This window comes from Paenibacillus sp. FSL R10-2778, assembly GCF_038593035.1.
In the GTDB taxonomy this organism is placed as follows: Bacteria; Bacillota; Bacilli; order Paenibacillales; family Paenibacillaceae; genus Paenibacillus_AQ; species Paenibacillus_AQ odorifer.
The window spans coordinates 1,607,081-1,627,424 of sequence record NZ_CP151956.1; the positions used below are offsets into that span (position 1 = coordinate 1,607,081).

Genomic DNA, 20,344 nt, shown 5'->3' on the forward strand with positions numbered 1-20,344 from the left:
AAAGTCCGATGATCGGTGTGGGGACAGATATCGTGAATTTTTCTCATCTGCGAGCCATTACGCTGGTGCAGGAAGATCCATTTATACAAAAAACATATACTCCGAATGAGATCGCGCAAGCTATAAGCCGTCCGGAGCCTTTTTATTACTATGTAACGCGGTTTGCCGGCAAGGAAGCGGTGTTCAAGTCTCTAGCTATCAGTGGCGAGGGAGTTAGTCTCAAAGAGATTGAAATCCTTAATGATGCCGAAGGGCGGCCTAATGTGATACTGCATGGGGAAATCGCCAAACGGGCGCTGCAAAGCTCATGTGCGCAAGTGAAAATTTCCCTTTCTTATGATACAGACTACGCGGTGGCCTTTGCCATAGCTGCAGATGGAAGGAGTATATAAATGAGCCTGCTGGAAACGCTCGAGCAAAAAGCACGTCTTCATCCCAAAAGGGTGGTTTTTCCGGAATGTGATAATGAAATGATTTTGAAAGCCGCCGCGGAGGTGGTCGCACGCAAGATAGGCCAACCTGTGCTAATTGGCAATTCAGAGAGTATCAGTGCGCGTGCGGTGGAACTTGGAATTTCGACTGAGGCATTCAGTTTCTTCAATAATTCGAATGAGCAGCAGTTAGAAGAACTCGCTGACGAATATACAGCCCGTTTTGATGAGTTGAGCAGAAAAGCGGTCCTGCGCAAGGCAAAAGATCCAGTAAACTGTGCGATGCTGCTGGTTAAGACCGGCAGGGCTGATTGTGCAGCTGCTGGACGCGAGTATACTACGGCTGAGGTTATTGTGGCGGCTCAAAACATTATCGGGATGCAGGAAAGCTTTAGCAGCATTTCAAGTCTTGGTATTGTGAATGTGCCGGGCTTTGAGGGTCCTGAAGGTCAGCTGCTTGCTATAGCTGATTGTGCGGTGAATGCCGCTCCCGATGCTGACGAACTTGCTGACATCGCCATATCCTCTGGACATACTGTCAAAACGCTGCTCGGCTGGGAGCCTCGTATTGCTATGCTTTCCTTTTCTACATGTGGCAGCACGGAGCATGAGAGTATTGATGTTATCCGCAAGGCAATCGATATTGTACATGGCAGAGTGCCGGACTTGAAGATCGATGGTGAATTTCAACTTGATGCAGCTATATCCCCAGGGGTGGCTGCAAACAAAGTGAAGCGTGAAAGTGATGTCGCTGGCAAGGCAAATGTGCTTATATTTCCAAATCTGCATGCCGGGAATATAGGTGTCAAGCTGATACAGCTTTTTGGTCAAGCCGATGCATATGGGCCTGTACTTCAAGGCTTTGCACAGCCGATCTGCGATTTTTCCCGCAGTGCTCCGCTTTCCGAAATGATGGGCAATATTATTATGCTAATTGTACGCGCACAGCATGGAAAGGAACTGTGAAGACATGGAAAGGATATATAAAATTTTTACGCTCAGCCCAGGCTCTACTTCAACAAAATTGGCGGTTTTTGAGAACAACACACAAGTATTCAAAGCGAATGTTGCCCATGACCCGGCAGTTCTAAAGACCTTTGCAACTATTGGCGACCAACTTCCTTACCGGCGCGAGACGATTCTATCGGAGTTATATAAGGCTAAAATCAGCCTTACTGCTATGGATGCTTACGCTGCGTACAGTGGAGGTCTGGAAAGCATGGTTGGTGGCATTTATCCGATTAATGAAGCCATTCTTAAGCATTCCCGGGAGGGAAGAACGGTCAAGCATCCGGCAGTTCTCGGCGCACAGCTTATTCAAGCATTCTCGGATGAATTTGGCGGAGCACCTGCATATTTGGTCAACCCGCCTGATGTTGACGAATATGAGGAGCTGGCCCGTTTTACAGGGATAAGGGGCATTTATCGAGAGAGTAGAGTACATGTGCTCAATCAGAAAGAAGTCGCCATGCGGTATGCCAAAGAACTACGCAGACCGTATGAGGAATGCAACTTTATTGTGGCGCATGTGGGCGGGGGGCTATCTGTTACTGCCCATAAGAAGGGAAGAATGGTAGACGGCAATGATGTACTAAATGGAGAAGGTCCTATGGCGCCGAATCGTTCTGGCTCAATCCCTGCCGTCCCCATTATTGATATGTGCTTCTCCGGTGAATACACCCATCAGGAAATGATCCAGAAGATCAGCAAGACAGGAGGACTAGTCAGTCATCTCGGTACAGATAACACCATGGAGATCAAAAAAATAATTGCTAGCGGAAATACTTATGCGAAGCTTGTTTATGATGCTATGGCTTATCAGTTATGCAAAGCTGTCGGTGCTTGCGCAGCAGTTCTTCAAGGCCAAGTGGACGGGATCATTCTCACAGGCGGCGTCAGCAATGACCTCTATTTTACAGGTTTTGTGGAGCTATACTGTGGCTGGATCGCACCTGTTAAGGTGTACGGGGGTGATTTTGAAATGGAGGCACTTGCGGCAGGCACTGTGCGTGCTCTGAACGGTGAAGAAGAAACCAAAGTGTATACGGGTTATCCCGTATGGGAAGGTTTCAACAGAACAGAAACAGGAAAATCAAATGGATGATTTCTTGCAAAGCTTCATTAAAATCATACCCTCCATTCGTGCATCTGAAAGAATGGTCCTGTTGTCACAGCATATTCATGGAGAGCGGCTGGAAATACCTTGCGGTGAAAGCCACAGTGTTGAAGTTTGGTTGCATCGTGCCCAGCGGCAAAACTCGCCAGTACTTTTTGAGCTGCATGGCGGGGGGCTAGTGCTTGGCGATGCTGCCAAGGATGATAACCTGTGCGAGGAAGTCAGAACTCTTATTGGCTGTCACGTAGTAGGGATAAATTACCGCAAAGCTCCTGAGAATCCTTACCCTGCAGCGCTAGATGACGTCTGTGGGGTAATGAAGTGGTTTGCCGAAAATGCTGAAAGCTTCAGTATGGACCCTTCACGGTTTGCAGTTATGGGATTCAGTGGAGGGGCGACTCTTGCTACAGCCGCATCAATGAAGGCAAGGGAACAGGATCGCTACTCTATTTGCTGCCAGATTTTGCATTACCCCTATCTTGATGCCGTAAATGATCCGGCAGCGAAGGAGCGCTGTTTGTCCGATATGGCCCCAGAGTTGATGAAAGCGTTTACTTCTCTATATTCAAGTGAGGAGCAACGGAAGGAACCCTATGTATCACCGCTCCATGCGCCTGAACGGTTCATTACTAATATGCCGCCGGTCATTATAGTACTTGCCGAGTGTGATGCGTTGTGCTATGAAGGCGAACAATATGCAATTCGTTTGTCCAGGGCAGGCGTTCCAGTCTTTATACGGCAGATGCAAGCTGCGCACCATGGCTATATAGAAGATGCTTTTAACAGTGCCTGTTATAACGAACTTCCCATAGATACAAAAGAAACCCATGCAATCAACTTCCGTGAGCTGGCAAATGAGGCGGTGGAATGGAGTGCGCAATGGTTAAGGGTGTATTTAAATTAATGTTTCTAGGAAAGGAACTTTATATGAGACAGATCGAGACAGAAATAGTTGTAATTGCCGCAGGACCTTCCGGATTGGCAGCCGCTGCGCAAGCTGCTGAGAACGGAGCGAGGGTAGTAGTGCTGGAGAAAAACAGTACGGTAGGTGGCGCAGCAAATATGGGGATGGGACCTCTGGGGATAGGTACGCGGCAGCAAAAATCCATGATGGTAGATATCAGTGTAGAACGGGCCTTCAAAATGTTTATGGAATATACGCATTGGCGCGTAGATGCCACTCTTGTGAAAAGGTATTTTGAAAATTCCGCCAATACCATTACCTGGCTAGAAGAGATGGGCGTCCAGTTTGCTGGCGCATACAAATATTTTCCGAAATCTGAGCAGACCTGGCATATCGTAGCAGTGAACGGTGGCATTGGCCGCAATGGCGGTGCCATCATGAATAAAGCAATCATGGAATACGCACGTGAGCATGGGGTTGAGTTTTATCTTGAAACCCCTGCTCAGCGTATTCTTACAGATGGACAGGGCAAGGTCTGCGCAGTTATTGGCAGAGGGCCTGATGGTGAAGAAACTGAGTTCCGGTGCAAGGCTGTTGTTGTAGCTACGGGAGGTGCAGGTGATAATCCAGAGATGATTAAGGAGCGCACCGGCTATAGCTACAAGGAGGATATGTTCAATTTTGCAATCCCCGGACTCAAGGGTGACGGAATTCGTATGGCCTGCGAGGCAGGGGCTGCGACAACCGATATGACAGTTGAAATGATCTACATTCTGCCACATTCGGATACCGGTCCGGATAGTGTGCCTGCCGTACTGATGCAACCTAACCTGATGGTGAATCAACTCGGCAAACGTTTTATTAATGAGGAAGAAATGCAGAACAATACCTTCACCGGCAACGCCATCGCTATTCAAAAAGGGCGTGTAGGTTATTCCATTATTGATTCCACTATTCTAAAGGGGTATAAGCGCAATGGTCTTGATGTCATAAACTTTGTGCATGACCCGGATGATGTCAGTGATTTTGATGAGGTCGTAGAGGATTACATCCTTCAGGGCAATCCGGACATTATCAAAGCAGACAGCATTGAGGAGCTAGCTGAAAAACTTGGGATCGTTCCAGAGGCTTTGCTCGATACAGTTGATGAATACAACGATATGTGTGATAGAAGTGATGAGCTCTTCTTCAAAAACAAGACTTATATGAAGCCTGTTGTGAAGGCACCCTTCTATGCCGGATGCTTTCGTCCCAGCGCGTATGGCACACTTGGCGGTATAAAAATAAACGATAGAGCAGAAGTGCTGGATAAGGAATGGTTGCCTGTACCCGGTCTGTACGCTGCCGGTACAGATACCTGTACCATTTACGGGGACAGCTATATGTTTCTTTTACCCGGAAACACGATGGGTTATTGCTTGAATACGGGACGTTTTGCCGGTGAAAGTGCCGCTGAATATGTGAGAGCAGAGGAATAAACGATGAAGGACGAACAAGTGACACTGGTGATTGACGGAAAGACCGTATCTGTGCGTACAGGTGGAACGATTCTAGAAGCTGCACTATCAAACGGTATCTATATCCCGAACCTCTGTTACCATGAGAATCTTCGTCACACTGCCTCCTGCCGTCTCTGCATGGTGCGTCAGGAAGGGAAAAAGGGTGTCGTGGCTGCCTGTGCTGTAAAGGCGGAAGAAGGAATGGTCATTGACAGTAAGGATGCTCTCGCTGAAAACGTACGAAAGCTTTCTGTTGATTTAATGTTCAAAACACATCCAAGTGAGTGTACAGGCTGTCCAAAATTCGGACACTGCCAGTTCCAATCCATTTCCCAATTTGTCGGAGATACGGGGCGCCGCCTCCGGGCCAACCCGATCCGTATTGCTGAGGATGCCAGGAACCCGATTATTCTTCATGAAATGACCCGCTGTATTCTATGTGGAAGATGTGTGCGTGCATGTGAAGAGATGCGGGGTGTGGGAGCTATCCGCTTTGAGAAGGTTCAGGGCCGGTTGCAGGTTGTAGTAGATGGTAATTCCCTGCAGGATGCAGATTGCCGCTTTTGCAGTGCTTGTGTAGAGGTATGCCCCACAGGAGCTATTCGTGAACACGAGGCCATTACGCAGAAGATGACTGGAAAGTCCCGTTCAGATGCCCTGGTTCCATGCCGGGCGGCTTGTCCTGCCCATATTGATATACCCAAATATCTGCGGTTCATACGGGAAAAAAATTATCCGGCTGCGGCTGCCGTCATGCGCGAAAAAGTACCGTTTCCCCACGCGCTCGGGTACATATGCACCCATCGCTGCGAATTGGAGTGTAAACGTAATTTTCTCAATGAACCGGTGGCCATACGTGACCTGAAACGCCATGCCTGCGAGCATGATGACGGTAGTTGGAAAACTCGTTCTTTCCAAAAATCGGCCACTGGCAAAAAGGTCGCTATTATTGGTGCAGGTCCTGCTGGTCTGACGGCTGCCATGTACCTTGCAAAGCTAGGTCATGAGGTAACTATTTATGAAGAACGCCAAAAGGCTGGCGGTATGATGCAATACGGGATTCCACAGTATCGTCTTCCCCGGGAGATCGTTGACCGAGAAATCGGCATGATCCTGGAGTTGGGTGTGAAATTACAGACCGGTGTTCGGATTGAATTTCCTGCCTCCCTGATCTCAGAAGGATTTGACGCTGTTTTGGTAGCCGTAGGGGCTCATAAGGGAGCGCGTCTGCCACTGAAGGGCGCCGGGCTGGAAGGCGTATATACGAATATTGAATTTCTGCGCCAGACGGCAGAGGGGGAGGCTCCGACTGTCGGTAAGAACGTAATTATTCTGGGTGGGGGAAACGTTGCCTTGGACTGTGCAGGAATCGCAAAACGGTTTGGCGCGGAAACCGTTCATCTGGCTTGCCTTGAAAGCCGAAATAAGATGACCGCATCTCCTGAAGAGCTTCGCTGGGCTGAAGAAGAGGGAGTGCTGGTGCATAACAGCCGAACGTTTCTCGCCATTAACGGCAGCGACGACGGTAAAGTGAACGGGCTGCGGATGGCAGAAGTGAAAGGCTTCCAGTTTGATGAGAATGGCAGAAGTGTCATTGATCTTATACCTGGCAGCGAAACGATACTCCCGGTTGATACAGTGATTTTTGCAGTAGGTCAAGGACCTGATTTGGCAGAGGGCTGTGGGTTAGCCCTTGGTCGTGGCAGCCGCATTGTTGTCGAAGCGAATAGCTGTGCTTCAAGCATTCCCGGTATTTTCGCAGCCGGAGACTGTGTAACAGGCACAGATTCAGTTATTCGTGCCATAGCAGGTGCGCGCCTGGCTGCTTCAGAGATGGACCGGTTTCTCGGCGGGGACGGCAATATTGAGGAAAATCTTTCACCGGAGCAGGCGGTTTGCCCGAGAATTGGTGCAATTAAAGGCATGAGTGATAGAAAGCGAAAGAAAACACAGATTGTTGCACCAGAGGAGCGTTGCCAATGCTTTGATCCGATGGATCTGGGTTATTCTGAAGCGCAAGTACCGGATGAGGCGCAACGTTGTCTGCAGTGTGATCTGCGACTAGAAATAGCTGCGCAAAAATTTTGGAATGATTATTCGAGTGTTGCCAGAGGTGAATAAAGATGCCACATGAAGTCAGCCGAACTCCCCATTTTCTGTCGCCTTTCCCGTATGCTGAAGAGCCTGCTATTCAGGAGCTTTTGGAGAATAGGCTAGCAATTTCAGCTTCGGACGCGGCAGTAAGAATTAGAGCACTTGCATTGACGGATAAACAAGGAGTGCTTCTCGATGAACGTTTATCCGCAATCAATCCAGATGACGGGAGACCCGTATTAATCTGCTCTCTCGCACAGGAGTTAGATGGATTCACGGACTTTATTCTTGCGCATGTCGCGAGTCGAATAGCAGCAGGGCTGGCAATGGCTGCGAAGATTTGCATGGATTGTGAGATTCTGATCTATGCCGAGACAGAGGCGCAAGCTGAGATGTTGGCGGCACCGCTGCGTGAGATAGCTCCGGCCTCGCTTATATCAGTGAAGTACGGACCGGCTTCTCCTGTCCTGCGGGAAGAAACAGCATTATACAATGCCATAGACAATGGTGTAATACGTTGTGACTTATGGGTGAAAAGCTTCAGTGCCGAAGGCTGGCAAGGGAGACCTACCTTCCTGCTGGATGTGGAGACTGCGTACTGGATTTACGAAGGTGTAAGCAGTTCCCGCCGTCAGGAGAAATTAATAATGATTACAACAGATGAGAGAACCAGGGTTGTGGCAGTTGCACTTGGCACCCCTGTGTCTGCTCTGTTAGAGGAGCTTGAACTTGCGCCAGCCAAGCCCCTGCTGCTGGGTGGCATGCTCGGGCACTTCGCATCGGCTCCGGCCTTAACTTCGGAATTCATAAGCTATGATTCTGTTTATGACAGTATCCGAATCTTTACCGACAAGCACTGTATGGCAACTATCGCCAAAGGGTTACTTAGCGCTGCAGCGGAGACATCCTGTGGAAAATGTGTGATTTGCCGTGAGGGGAGCTGGCAACTCAAAGCAGTCTTCACTGATGTTACCGAAGGGCGAGCAAAAAAAGAGGATCTTGATTTAGTAACAGATATTGGCGAATTAATCGGAGCAGGATCTTTTTGCGCATTTGGAAGAAAAATGGTGGGGCCGGCGTTATCTGCTGTTGCCTGCTCCCGTCTTGATCTTGAAGCCCATATTGTACGCAAGACCTGTCCGGCTTCGGTGTGTACCCATTTTCTTGCCTATGTCATTGATCCGAAATTATGCAGCGGCTGCGGGGAATGTCTTGATGTCTGCCCGGAAAATGCAATCCAAGGGAAATCAGGCTATATCCATATGATCGATCCGGCGATTTGTGAAAAATGCGGAAGGTGTACGGAAGTCTGTGAAGAGAATGCGATTGTCACTGCATCTGGTCGCATCCGTGTCCCCAAACAGCTGACCAGGGTGGGCAGATTCAAGTAAGTAACAGAAAAATGGAAAGAGCATGCCATATCGGCTGCGGGTGCAGGAAAATGAGTAAGACATATTCTTTGTATTTTAAGCTTGTGTTGAATCTTCCCTCTGCGGCGGCGATGTCGCTTGCAGCTTCCCTGATGAATGAGGGGATTAATGGACGAACATGGGTGTTCACCCTGGTTGGTTTCTCGCTGGCTTGTCTTATTAACGATTTTATTCCCTTGATGAGGATTAGCGACTGGTTTACGGGGCTTTTTGCTCTAAAGAAGGATTTACTGGCGGGTCAATGTGTCGGCTGTCTGCTAATAAACTTCATTCCTGTAACTGTAATCAGCGGAGTGATGGCTCTGCTTGGCACATCAAACCTGTCAGGCTTTCTCACCTCATTTACTGGGAATTATCCGGTGCTTTATTTGGTTTCCTATCTAATGACCATGATCATGACACCTCTAGCCAAAGCTGCCGGGAATAAAGCATGCGCAAGAGTAACAGTCAGATAGAGGAAAGACACGATTACTTGGGAGAAGGGAATCGCCGTACATGAAAATATTAGAGAGAATACAGGGAATATCAGGCGGAATGATGCTGCTTCCTATGGGAATCGCTGCAATAATGCATACTTTTTATCCGAGAACCTTGATGGTTGGCAATCCGTCCACTGCTGTATTTTCGAATGCGGGAACGATGACGATCGTGGGAATTCTGCTAGTATTCTGTGGTATTCAGTTCAAACCTCAACAGCTTGTGACAACTCTGCGGCGGGGCGGCATACTAGTTGCGGTAAAACTTGTTCTTAGTGTTGTTTTTGGGATCGTTGTTATGAAGCTATTCGGTTTGGCGGGGTTTGGAGGAATCTCTACCCTGGCACTTGTGGCTTGCATCACTAGTTGCAATCCCGGCATGTACCTTGCGCTGATGGAGAATTACGGTGATGACACTGACATTTCTGCGTTTGCTCTGCTGAACCTTATCGGGCTACCGTTCATACCCGTCTGTATTCTTGGTTTCTCTTCCGGAAATGGGATTGACGCTCGAAGCATCATGGCTACTTTAATTCCATTTGTAGTCGGATTTCTTCTGGGTATGTTTGATCCTGCTGTTCGTAATTTTTCCAAATCAGGGACCTCACTTATGGTGCCTTTTCTGGGGTTTTGCCTTGGGGCGAATATCGATCTCAAGAGCGCACTCAGCTCATGTGGGCTGGGGCTGATTTTGTTCTTGATCTTTACCTTGATTAATAACATCCCCATGTTGTTAGTTGACCGATTCTGTCTGAAACAAGACGGGCATGCTTCTGCGGCGATTTGTTGTGTAGCCGGGTTATCCATAACGGTACCTCAACTTATGGCAGAGGTCGATCAGGCATATCTGCCTTATGTTGAGAGTGCCCGCGCACAAATTGCATTCGCAGTTGTTGCCAGTGCAATTGTCACTCCAGTTCTTGTGAAAAAGCTGAAACGATCTCGTGGATCAGTTTCTGAAAATATGCTTAACAAATTCGAATTGTAGGAGGCTACTAATGAAAATTTTAGGGATCAGTTGCGGAAGAAGAATGAGCAATTCAGAAATCCTTGTTAAAGAAGCTTTAATGGGTGCTGAGGAGCTTGGGGCCGAAGTAGAACTTGTGCGTCTTAATGATTTACATATTAAACCTTGCACCGGTTGTAATGCTTGTGTAGTGAGTCTGCTTGAAAAGTGTGGCTCAGGAGACTGTGTGATAAAGAATGATGACTATGGATTTATTGATGAAAAATTAATGGAATGCGACGGATTAATCTTGAGCTCAGCCATTTATGAAAAGAGTCCTAACGGATTATTGAAGATTCTGAATGACCGGATGGGGCCTTCTCATGACATTGCTTTCCGGATGATTGCCAAGAAGCAACGCGAGGAAAGAGGGATTACTACCGGCAAAGGCCCGGATGAAAGAAGCTTTAAAACTAGAGTAGCTTCTCTTATTGCTGTAGGAGGAAGTGAGTGGGACACACTCGCATTGCCGATGCTCCACCTTTTTACGTTGCCGATGCAAATTAATGTAATAGATAAAATGCTGGTCAATTGGGTTGGCTTACCTGGAGCAGTTGTGTTCAGGGAGGAAGAACTTAAGAGAGCAAGACAATCCGGTCGTCATGTGGCTGAAACACTCATGAATCCAGAAACGGAAGCGAAGTATATTGGCGAACCTGGTTTATGTCCAATCTGTCATTCCAAACTCATAGAAATCAGAAATCATGATGATAATTATCCAGCAATATGTGGAATTTGCGGGGTCAGGGGGACTCTGGAGGTGGAAGACGGAAAAGTAAGATTTGATATCGCCGAGGAAGATAGAGCACATTCCCATGTTCTAATCTCCGGAAAGCTTGGCCACGCAGATGAATTATATCAAGTTTCTTTAAAACGTAATCCAAAGGCTGACGAATTGCCAGAACGGTTGAAGAAGTACAAAAATTATTTAGCTTATTCCAGACCTGAACGGGATTAATGCTCTCAAGAGTATTACTAGTCTTCTAGTGAAAGGAGTTCATTTATGATTGAATTACCACGAATTAACGATCTCGGATTTTTTGAAATTCGACTGGAGTCTATTGGAGGCTTGGGAGCTAACCTGGCGGGTAAAATGCTCGCAGAAGCGGGAGTCGTCGGAGCGGGGCTGAACGGCGTAAGCTTCTCGTCTTATGGATCAGAGAAAAAGGGCTCTGCTGTAAAGGCCCACATCCGGTTCTGTGATTTAAACACGCATATCCGTGATACTTCGCCGGTAGAGCGTCCCCATGTGGTTGGGGTGTTCCACGAAGCGCTTGTCAAGACCGTTAATGTCACCAGCGGGATTAATGAAGACAGCACTGTTCTTGTGAACTCGGCCAAGACGCCGGAAGAACTCAAAGAGCTGTTGAAGATGAAAGCCGGAACCATTGCTGTGATCGACGCGACAAGCATCGCACTGAAAGAGAAAAACCGTGTAAACATGGCGATGCTGGGTGCCCTGTTCCGGCTCTGCCCATTCCTGGATACTGAAACGATGAAGGGCGTTATTGAGAAATCGCTCGGCAAAAAATATCCGCAGGCTGTACAATCGGCTATTACGACTTTTGAGCGCGGCTACAATGAAGTGAAGTTTATGCACTTCGAGCTGGAGGCAGGGGACAGCATGCCTGAATATGTGCGTTCCGACATTTCGCCGTTTGGCTATGAAACTCAGCCTATAGGCGGTACGATCATCAATCCGGGAAGCAGCTTTCTCAAGAACCTGAGCATTTCCCGTTCCGGAATGATTCCGGCTTATGAAAATGAGTCCTGCATTAACTGTGCACAGTGTGACACCGTCTGCCCTGACCAGTGTTTTGTGTGGGAAGAACGGCTTGACCGCAAGGGGCGCTCACAGATGTTCCTGCGGGGCATCGATTATCAATATTGCAAGGGTTGCCTGAAATGCGTAGGCGCCTGCCCGACCTCGGCACTCTCAAGCATGCGCGAGAAGGAAGGCTATGCCGACAGCCATACGGTGCATCATCCATTCGATCTCATCACGCAAGCGTAAATCTGGTTAGAAAGGCGGAATGAACAATGGCTATTGATTATGAAAAAGAAATAGGTTCTGCCAAAGTAGAACAGAAATTCCTATATGAATCAGGCAATGAGATGGCGGCCTATGCTGCGCATCAGATCAACTATCATGTCATGGGGTATTTCCCGATCTCGCCATCGACAGAGGTTTCCCAATTCCTCGATACGATGAAAGCCAGCGGCCAGCATGACATTATGCTCGTGCCCTCAGATGGTGAGCACAGCTCGGCAGGTATCTGTTATGGCGCTTCTACAGCCGGCGGACGCGTATTTAACGCCACCAGTGCGCAAGGCTACATGTACATGCTTGAGCAGCTGCCTGTACAAGCCGGTACGCGGATGCCCATGGTTATGAACCTGATTTGCCGCTCCATCTCCGGACCGCTGAACATTCACGGGGACCACTCCGATTTGTATTTTGCACTCAATACCGGCTGGCCGATTCTGATGTGCCGTGACCCGCAGTCGGTCTACGACATGAATCTGATGGCACTGAAGCTGGCTGAGCATGTCAAAGTCCGCCTGCCGGTTATGGTAGCTTCGGACGGATATTTCACTTCTCACCAGAAGCGCCGCGTACAGGCTTTTGCGCACCGCGCAGATGTGCATAAATTCGTAGGCGAACAGCCGCCAGCCGGCTCAACCGATACCCTTGACCGCAACAATCCGGTTACTGTTGGTCCTTACATGAATGAACCGGATTATATCAATAATCGCTATCAGCAGTCTGTGGCCATGTACAATGCCGGTGAAGTGTTCGAAGAGATCGCTCAGGAATTTGCTGATCTGACCGGACGCCATTATGAGGTGATTGAGCAGTACCGGATGGGGGATGCCGATGTGGCTGTCTTCCTGATGAATTCCGCGTCCGAGATCATTAAGGATGTTGTGGATCAGTTGCGACTGCAGGGAGTCAAAGCCGGAGCGATTTCACCGAACATGATCCGTCCGTTCCCGCAGAAGCAGATCGCGGAAGCACTGAAGAATGTCAAAGCCATTACTGTTGGTGACCGTGCGGATTCCTTCGGCGGACACGGCGGCAACATGGTTAACGAAATCAAGGCAGCGCTGTTCACTTACGGGAATACAACGACTAAAGTCATCAGCCGGATTTACGGATTAGGCGGCAAGGACTTCTATGCTGAAGATGGCCATCATTTCTTCCAGCTGGCGTTGGATGCTGTTGTTGCTGACCGTGTTGAAGTACCGTTTGATTACTACGGCCACAATCCTGGTGAACCGGAAAAGGCACCGCAGCGCCTGCTTAAGCCGATGAATTTCGATTTGTTGAAGACGGGCCTCATTACTGTTACTAAAAATGAAGAAACCGGAAAGCTGGCCGTGAAGATTCCCCCGATCCGCAGTTTGATGAAGAAACCAAGACGCCTGGCTCCGGGTCACGGCACATGCCCGGGCTGCGGGATTTTCTCGGGTCTTGAGCTGTTCTTCAGGGGAATTGAAGGAGATATCGTTGCGCTGTACCATACAGGATGCGCAATGGTTACAACAACCGGCTATCCTTATTCGTCGCACAAGTCAACGTTCATCCATAACCTTTTCCAGAACGGTGCGGCTACGTTGTCCGGGGTGGTAGAAATGTTCTGGGAACGCAAACGCCGCGGAGAGCTGGATGGACTGGGCCTGAGGAATGACTTTACTTTCGTTATGGTAACAGGCGACGGAGGTATGGATATCGGGATGGGACCAGCCATTGGTGCTGCACTGCGCGGACATAAAATGATTATCATCGAGTATGATAATGAAGGTTATATGAACACTGGTGCACAGCAGTCTTATTCAACACCGCTCGGTCACCGGACTTCTACTTCAAGCATCGGCAAGACCCAGCAGGGTAAAGTCACCCAGCATAAAGATACTGCCCAGATCATGGCAGCCACTAATATTCCTTATGTATTCACCGGCTGTGAAGCCTATCCGCAGGATCTGCTCAAAAAAGCAGCTAAGGCCCAATGGTACGCGCAGAATGAAGGTCTGGTCTACGGCAAGATTCTGATTGCCTGCCCGTTGAATTGGATGACCGAAGACAAGGATGGGACGGATATTGTATCCTTGGCGGTGGAATCCTGCTTCTTCCCGCTGTATGAAGTGGAACAAGGCACAACGACCATTACGTACAATCCGGAGAACAAGGACAAACGTATTGAAGTCTCTGCCTGGCTGAAGACGATGGGTAAGACCCGCCATCTGCTCAAGCCTGAGAACGAACCGGCTCTGCGCAGCTTTGAGAGCGAAGTTCAGCGCCGCTGGAGTCGTCTCAAAGCGAAACACGAGCATTCTGAATTGTAAATATAGTTTTTTAAACATTACACTTATCGATATTTTGATTCGGAAGTGGATGATTTGCTCAAGGGAGTATATCTGAAGATCGAGAAGAGCGGATACAGCGGGAGATAGCGAAGGAGCTGGGGATCTCACGGAGTTATGTTTCGAGAGTGAATTTAAGAAACAAAGTCTGGGAATAGATTAATACCTGTGAGGACAGGGGATTCGTCGGTTTACGTTACTTTATTCTTAAGTTCAACTTATATAGTGTAGAAGTTAAAAATCATGATAAAGAAGCAACTTATCTGCGGATAAGTTGCTTTTTGGCGATACGTCATTCTTTAGCTAATTCGGCTTTTTTATTATTCAGAGCGGTTCTGCTCAATCATTAGGTTGTACCTCTTCACAAGCAGCTTGTTGAAAAAATAAAAACATAACCCGTTAAGGAATCCTATTACGGTTGAACTGAATGCCGAGATTAGATATCCTTCATTTTCTACATTTGAAACAAGGTTAATGACAATAATTGAAAGAATTAGACTGAAAGCAAAACCTCCCAAGGAGAAATATAACAAATTGAGTAGAAAAACTCCTCTTCGCTTCTTAATCAAGCTTTCAATAAAATCATTTAAATAGATAATAAGTAAAATACCATAAACTAATAATAGGGCAATAAGCCCATAGAAACCAGCAGGTGGTGGCTTATCCGCAAGAGCAAAAAAGATGACAGTCCAAAAAAAGAAGAATGTGAAGAAATTTATCGTTTTAATTTTTTTTAACAGCTTCAGGTCCATAACATTGGTAAACCTCGCTTTTTAGTTTTTTAACAAGGGAACTGTTTATTCTATTATTACCTGTCTATTTTATCAAAACAACATAATTATTTCTGAAATAGATTCATTTTTTTAAAACATTTTCATGAATTTGCAAAATTAAGTGATGAATTAATTTCAGTTTATTCAAAACTTGTGTAAATATTGTAATTCTTTTCTGAAAAAATTGTAAATGTTTCAGAAAAAAATGGGAGTATAGTGTGATAGTACAAAAAAACAGCTGACTGTATTTCTATTCTCCGCATCATTGGTTTTAGTATTCAGAGAGTATAGCTTTTCATTATTTTCAGGAAGGATTTGATTAATGATGAGTAAAAGTAATTTTTTTAGATTTGAGCGTAAAAATGATGATTTTCCGTTCTACAGTGAACTGCAATCCCCTACTCTAAATTTGAAAACCAGCCTAATATTTCTGATAGCTGTTGCTGCAGGTTTTGCATTGTTTCTTATTGGGTTTGGAGGTACTTATGGACATCCTTTTATAAATGTGATTTTCCCATTAGCAGCAGTTATCTTTGTTGCACGGAGTCAGTGGACATTACTTTTCAGAAAATTAGTTGCTAAAGATATTATATTAATTCTTGGGACGTACATTGTAAATCTTATTGTGACCTATGGTGTTGGTTTTATTATTACGAAATTATTTAATTTTAGTGCAAATCCAGTGAGTGAAGGATTCAATGGTAATTTTTCCGATACAATTACGACGTTCCTGACAATGCTCCCGATGCTTTTTGGAGAAGAATTAATAACGATCCTTCCATTCTTAGTCATTTTGTACTTAGGAGTAAAAAAACTTAAACTGAACAGAAAGTCTGCGATTATCTTAGCGTGGATTGTAGTATCCATTATTTTTGGCGCATACCATTTACCAACTTATAATTGGAATATTGCACAAGCCATTCTCGGTATCGGCATTGTACGGATTGTTCTGCTCTATCCATACATTAAGACTAAAAACATTTGGACATCGTTTATAGTGCATGTGCTAAATGACTGGACACTTTTTGGATTTGCCTTAATGGTTTCAATGCATCATTGATTAGCGAATTCCATGTAAAAATTGTAATCTTTTTCTGAAAATACTGTAAACCATCCGGGAAATGACGGGATTATAGTGTGATAGTAAGAAAATGACTAAAAGGAGATCTTCAAAATGGAAACTCAAGTTAAAAAATTCACAACTAAAAAGCGGATGTCCGTACTTCTATTGTCAGCAGCACTGGCTGCAGTTGGCACAGCGGCGGCTTTACCCGTGTCTGTCGGATCAGTTCATGCTGCAGCCACTACTGCAACAATAACCTCCAGGGTGAATGTCCAGGTTAAAGGTAAAGCAATCGGGACTCAGGCTTACCTAAGCCCATTAGGTAATACACTCATTCCGCTTAAAGACGCAGCGCAAGCATTAGGCGCAGCTGTTAAATACGATAACAAAAATCATAGTGTAGAGCTTACCCTGGGAGAGAATACTGTAAATTATTCATTGGATATCGACAGTGCACTTGTAAAGTTAAATGGAAGCGGTCTGGGACAAAGATACGAAGCTCAGGTAATCGGAGGAACTTCTTTTGTTGCAGTGCAAGCCTTGGTTGAACCTTTCGGATATTTGGCCCAATGGAACGGACAAACCCGTACTGTCAATATCACGAATGCAGGAATGAATGAACTGACTATAACTGCCGGTAAACTCCAGTCTTCTAATTCCCATAAGGATGTAACCATCAATATCGTATATCCAGTTGTATCGCAGCTTGCGAATCAAAATGCCGAAGCGGCAATTAATAAAGCGGTGAAAGCTCAGGCACAGAAGTTTCTAGATGCCTCGGAAAAACAACTGGCTAAGTCTGGTGCTCCAGCGGAAGGAGCGACATACGATTTCGAACTGGCCTACAAGGTGACTTACAATCAAAATGGAGTGATTAGCTTCCTGCTTACCAATTATCAATACCTCGGCGGAGCTCATGGAGGCGGCTCACAAACAGGTCTTACTTACTCTCTGCAGGATGGTAGGACAATGAAGCTGGGAGATTTGCTGAAATCCAACAGCAATTACAGTCAGGTTATTAAGAAATCACTTCAAGAACAAGTCCAAAAAGGTACTGAGTCTTCTATCTACTCTATTGACCTGTTCAATAAGTTAACTAAAGATTCTAATGCATACCTGGATAACTTCTACTTGACTAATGCAGGATTCACTGTGTTTTTTGTTCCAGGTGATATAGCAGAAAGTGTTGTAGGCAGTCCTGAATTCAAATTCACATGGGCTCAGTTCCTTTCGAATAATGCGGATCCGTTCGCTGCTTATTAGGTCGGTTTTTGACTTCAATCGTTTTTTTTCATCGTTACTTTATCACAAAAGAGTTTTTTTAAAAGCAACTTGCCAACTGGGAAGTTGCTTTTTTTGTTGAGTTAAGTAGGGGGACTAAATGATTGCCTAGCATTCAAAATTGACCATGTACCGGAAACTTGCGGAGCCGCGACCACTCCTGCTGCAGTTTTTTAATAGGAATGGAAATGAGAGGGGGCTATTCCGGGGAGATTTATATAAATTCAAAGATAAAATCCTATATGAGATAGAAACAATCCTTTTTGCGGTAGTTGCTAGCCAACATGTCTTATAGACTAGTTAATGCAGGGAGTCCCGTATAATTTTTGAACGAGGACTTTGCATATTCAGTCAAAAGAAGGAGAGAAAATTCATATTATGAACACAGTAACACAGATAAACAACAGCAAAGACAAGCAGACGCATTTTATTCTCAACGGTAATCTATGGAATATTATGGTCCAGTTATCATGGCCCGCTATCATCGCAATGGTCCTCTATGGCTTAAATGCGGTTATTGCCGCTGTATTTGTGGGAAGGTTTGTCGGAGAGGAAGCACTGGCTGGGGTTTCGGTAGCTTATCCATTAACCCAGATCAGCTTGGGACTGGGCTCCTTGATTGGGGTGGGTGCCGGTTCTGCTTTAAGTTTAGCCCTCGGCAGGCAGGACAAAGAAATGCAGAAGCGTTTGATGGGGAATGTTAATTATCTGTCCATCCTTGTAACGCTTGTCTATATGGTATTGGGTTTGCTTTTCTCTACACAGCTGGTGCGAATCATGGGAGGAGAAGGGGAAACTCTGGCTCTTGGAGACAGCTATTTTAGAATTACGGTGATTGGTTCATTTTTCTGGATTTATGGACTGGCTGCCAACATGATTGTACGTGCCGAAGGGAAAATGAAATCGGCAGCCGTGGTAATGGGTATTGGACTGGCAGTTGATGTATTGTCCAATTATATTCTGGTAGCCTGGCTGGATTTTGGAGTAGAGGGAGCTGCCTGGGCTACAAATATCGGGATGCTGGTCTACACCTTGCTGGGATGGATTTATTTTGGCAAAGGATTTGCCTCATTCCGAACGAATGTCTTTGCAATCTATCGGGATGCTGCCACAATCAAATCCATAATTGGTCTGGGAATGTCCTCTTTCATTATGAACTTTATGAATCTGGTACAGGCTGTTGTAGTATTTAATGCACTGTCGAGATACGGGACTACAGCAGATATTGCATTTTATGGAGTGGTTTTTCGTGTATTCACCTTCCTGTTGACGCCGATATTCGGATTAATGCGCGCCTTGCAGCCAGTCATCGGCATAAATTTTGGAGCAGAACAGTATGAGCGCGCCATCAAAGCCTATAAAATATTCACACTCGTTTCCATGCTGCTGACTTTGCCTTTCTGGATAATTTCCATGATCTCGCCGGCTTCCATTCTGGGGCTAATGCTGCCGGATCAAATCTTTAAGACCAGCGAAATGTTATATTTCCGGTTGAACATGGCGGTTCTGCCATTATTGTCGCTCATTTTTATGGCCATGACCTTTTTCCCTGCGATTAATAAAGGGAAACCGGCGGCCGTTATCGGCATCACCAGACAACTTGTTTTTTATGTGCCAGTGATGCTTGTTTTGCCAAGATGGTTAGGCGTCTCCGGAGTATATTGGGGTTCGCTTGTAATTGATTCTGTGGTTGTAGTGTGGACGGTAATCCTGGTAACTAAGGAATTCAGCCGGCTCAGAGCTAAGTCCAAGCTAGCCAGGACTTACAATATGTGAAGGCAAGATGCTGGAACTTCTGCTTTGCCTGGAGGGCCGATTTAATAGATAAACCCTAAAAGAGCCTTGGAATTATAAAGGCTCTTTTAGGTGCTACTGGTTGACATTATAAACAAAAAGAAAGTATGATATTTTAAATCGTAATAATTACGAATAAAAACAATGTGCATTTGAATTGATTTGTGGATAATGAATGGTCACAAGCGGACTCTATCGTTCCTCACGAGGACTTCGAGCGGCAATTAGAGCAGGTTGAACTGGATTCAGAAAGGATCTTTTGGATTTCTTGAAAATAACCATTTTAAAGGAGCTTCAATAAATAATGAATAAAAGCAGTACCAATCAACGTCTACCCAGAGCAAAAGGGATTGATATGGGTACCTATTATACACCCAAAGAATGTGCCAAAAAGGTTAGACATCTCGTCCTACCCGATATGAATCGAAAGATTGTCGAAGAATTCATCACAATCCTAGGTATGAGGGAAAGATTTGAAGAACATCGAGTTCCCATTCCCAATAAAGTGGTTATGTATGGTCCACCGGGCACAGGGAAAACACTGACGGCATTTTATATGGCTCAAATGCTGGAGCTTCCACTTATCCTGGTTCGACTTGATGCAATTATTCACAGTCATTTGGGCGAGACTGGAAGTAATATCCGGAAAATATTTGAGTATGCCAAAGCATCTCCTTGTGTTCTTTTCCTGGATGAGTTTGATGCCATTGCAAGAACACGGGAGAGTAATGACGAGGTTAAAGAAATGGCTCGTGCGGTGAATACACTGCTGCAATGTCTCGATGATTTTGGTGACAATAGCATTTTTGTAGCAGCGACGAACCTAGAAAATGAACTGGATAGAGCTATTTGGAGAAGGTTTGATACAAAAATGATTTATGCTAACCCGGATGAATCAAGTAGGCGTCAATATGTCGAACTGTTAATTAATGACTTTGAAAGTGAAGCTGGGCTGCTGGAGGACACATGCGAACGTCTTTCCGGTTGCAGTTTTGCTGATATTGAACAAATTGTCCTGAAAGCGAAACGTAAGGCGATCATAGAGCATTGTCTGCTAAAAAGTGAGCATATTGTTCTTTCTTATGAAGAATACAATCCTTCCTTGAACTAAT

16 protein-coding genes are annotated in these 20,344 nt (G+C 45.8%); all 16 read left to right on the forward strand.

The window, feature by feature from the left end; all coding sequences use genetic code 11:
- Positions 1-8 precede the first annotated feature (8 nt).
- The 16 genes from NST40_RS07035 to NST40_RS07110 all read left to right on the forward strand — a co-directional run bounded on the left by NST40_RS07035 (position 9) and on the right by NST40_RS07110 (position 20,343).
- Positions 9-392, forward strand: a complete 384-nt coding sequence (locus NST40_RS07035) for a holo-ACP synthase (protein WP_076125332.1) — start codon at positions 9-11, stop codon at positions 390-392.
- Positions 393-1,397 carry a phosphate acyltransferase gene (locus NST40_RS07040; protein ID WP_076276591.1) on the forward strand — a complete coding sequence of 335 codons (1,005 nt, stop codon included), beginning with the start codon at positions 393-395 and terminating at the stop codon, positions 1,395-1,397.
- Positions 1,398-1,401: 4 nt separating this feature from the next.
- Positions 1,402-2,535, forward strand: a complete 1,134-nt coding sequence (buk, locus tag NST40_RS07045) for a butyrate kinase (protein WP_076218367.1) — start codon at positions 1,402-1,404, stop codon at positions 2,533-2,535.
- Positions 2,528-3,451, forward strand: a complete 924-nt coding sequence (locus NST40_RS07050) for an alpha/beta hydrolase (protein WP_076218366.1) — start codon at positions 2,528-2,530, stop codon at positions 3,449-3,451. Before buk ends, NST40_RS07050 begins: the two co-directional genes overlap by 8 nt.
- A 23-nt stretch (positions 3,452-3,474) precedes the next feature.
- Positions 3,475-4,929: an FAD-dependent oxidoreductase gene (locus NST40_RS07055; protein WP_076218382.1), complete on the forward strand. Its 1,455-nt coding sequence runs from the start codon at positions 3,475-3,477 to the stop codon at positions 4,927-4,929.
- 3 nt (positions 4,930-4,932) lie between these two features.
- Positions 4,933-7,071, forward strand: a complete 2,139-nt coding sequence (locus NST40_RS07060; protein WP_342410543.1) for an FAD-dependent oxidoreductase — start codon at positions 4,933-4,935, stop codon at positions 7,069-7,071.
- 2 nt (positions 7,072-7,073) lie between these two features.
- Positions 7,074-8,435: an NADH-ubiquinone oxidoreductase-F iron-sulfur binding region domain-containing protein gene (locus tag NST40_RS07065; RefSeq protein WP_076276590.1), complete on the forward strand. Its 1,362-nt coding sequence runs from the start codon at positions 7,074-7,076 to the stop codon at positions 8,433-8,435.
- A 50-nt stretch (positions 8,436-8,485) separates the two neighbouring features.
- Positions 8,486-8,929 carry a hypothetical protein gene (locus NST40_RS07070; RefSeq protein WP_076125323.1) on the forward strand — a complete coding sequence of 148 codons (444 nt, stop codon included), beginning with the start codon at positions 8,486-8,488 and terminating at the stop codon, positions 8,927-8,929.
- 40 nt (positions 8,930-8,969) lie between these two features.
- Positions 8,970-9,938 (forward strand): 2-keto-3-deoxygluconate permease, encoded by a 969-nt coding sequence (locus tag NST40_RS07075; protein WP_076125321.1) that lies wholly within the window; start codon positions 8,970-8,972, stop codon positions 9,936-9,938.
- Between the two features lie 10 nt (positions 9,939-9,948).
- Positions 9,949-10,914 (forward strand): flavodoxin family protein, encoded by a 966-nt coding sequence (locus NST40_RS07080; RefSeq protein ID WP_076218364.1) that lies wholly within the window; start codon positions 9,949-9,951, stop codon positions 10,912-10,914.
- 45 nt (positions 10,915-10,959) lie between these two features.
- A complete protein-coding gene (locus tag NST40_RS07085) occupies positions 10,960-11,970 on the forward strand; it encodes a 2-oxoacid:acceptor oxidoreductase family protein (protein WP_076276589.1) in 1,011 nt (336 codons plus the stop codon).
- 26 nt (positions 11,971-11,996) lie between these two features.
- Positions 11,997-14,303: a thiamine pyrophosphate-dependent enzyme gene (locus tag NST40_RS07090; RefSeq protein WP_342410544.1), complete on the forward strand. Its 2,307-nt coding sequence runs from the start codon at positions 11,997-11,999 to the stop codon at positions 14,301-14,303.
- Positions 14,304-15,416: 1,113 nt separating this feature from the next.
- A complete protein-coding gene (locus NST40_RS07095) occupies positions 15,417-16,154 on the forward strand; it encodes a CPBP family intramembrane glutamic endopeptidase (protein WP_076276587.1) in 738 nt (245 codons plus the stop codon).
- 114 nt (positions 16,155-16,268) lie between these two features.
- Positions 16,269-17,420 (forward strand): DUF4163 domain-containing protein, encoded by a 1,152-nt coding sequence (locus tag NST40_RS07100; RefSeq protein WP_342410545.1) that lies wholly within the window; start codon positions 16,269-16,271, stop codon positions 17,418-17,420.
- A gap of 396 nt (positions 17,421-17,816) precedes the next feature.
- Positions 17,817-19,214, forward strand: coding sequence for an MATE family efflux transporter (locus NST40_RS07105; protein WP_076276585.1), 1,398 nt, complete (start codon positions 17,817-17,819; stop codon positions 19,212-19,214).
- A gap of 322 nt (positions 19,215-19,536) precedes the next feature.
- The gene (locus NST40_RS07110; RefSeq protein ID WP_179087002.1) at positions 19,537-20,343 is read left to right on the forward strand and encodes an ATP-binding protein; all 807 of its coding nucleotides are present in this window, start codon (positions 19,537-19,539) and stop codon (positions 20,341-20,343) included.
- Position 20,344: the final 1 nt, after the last annotated feature.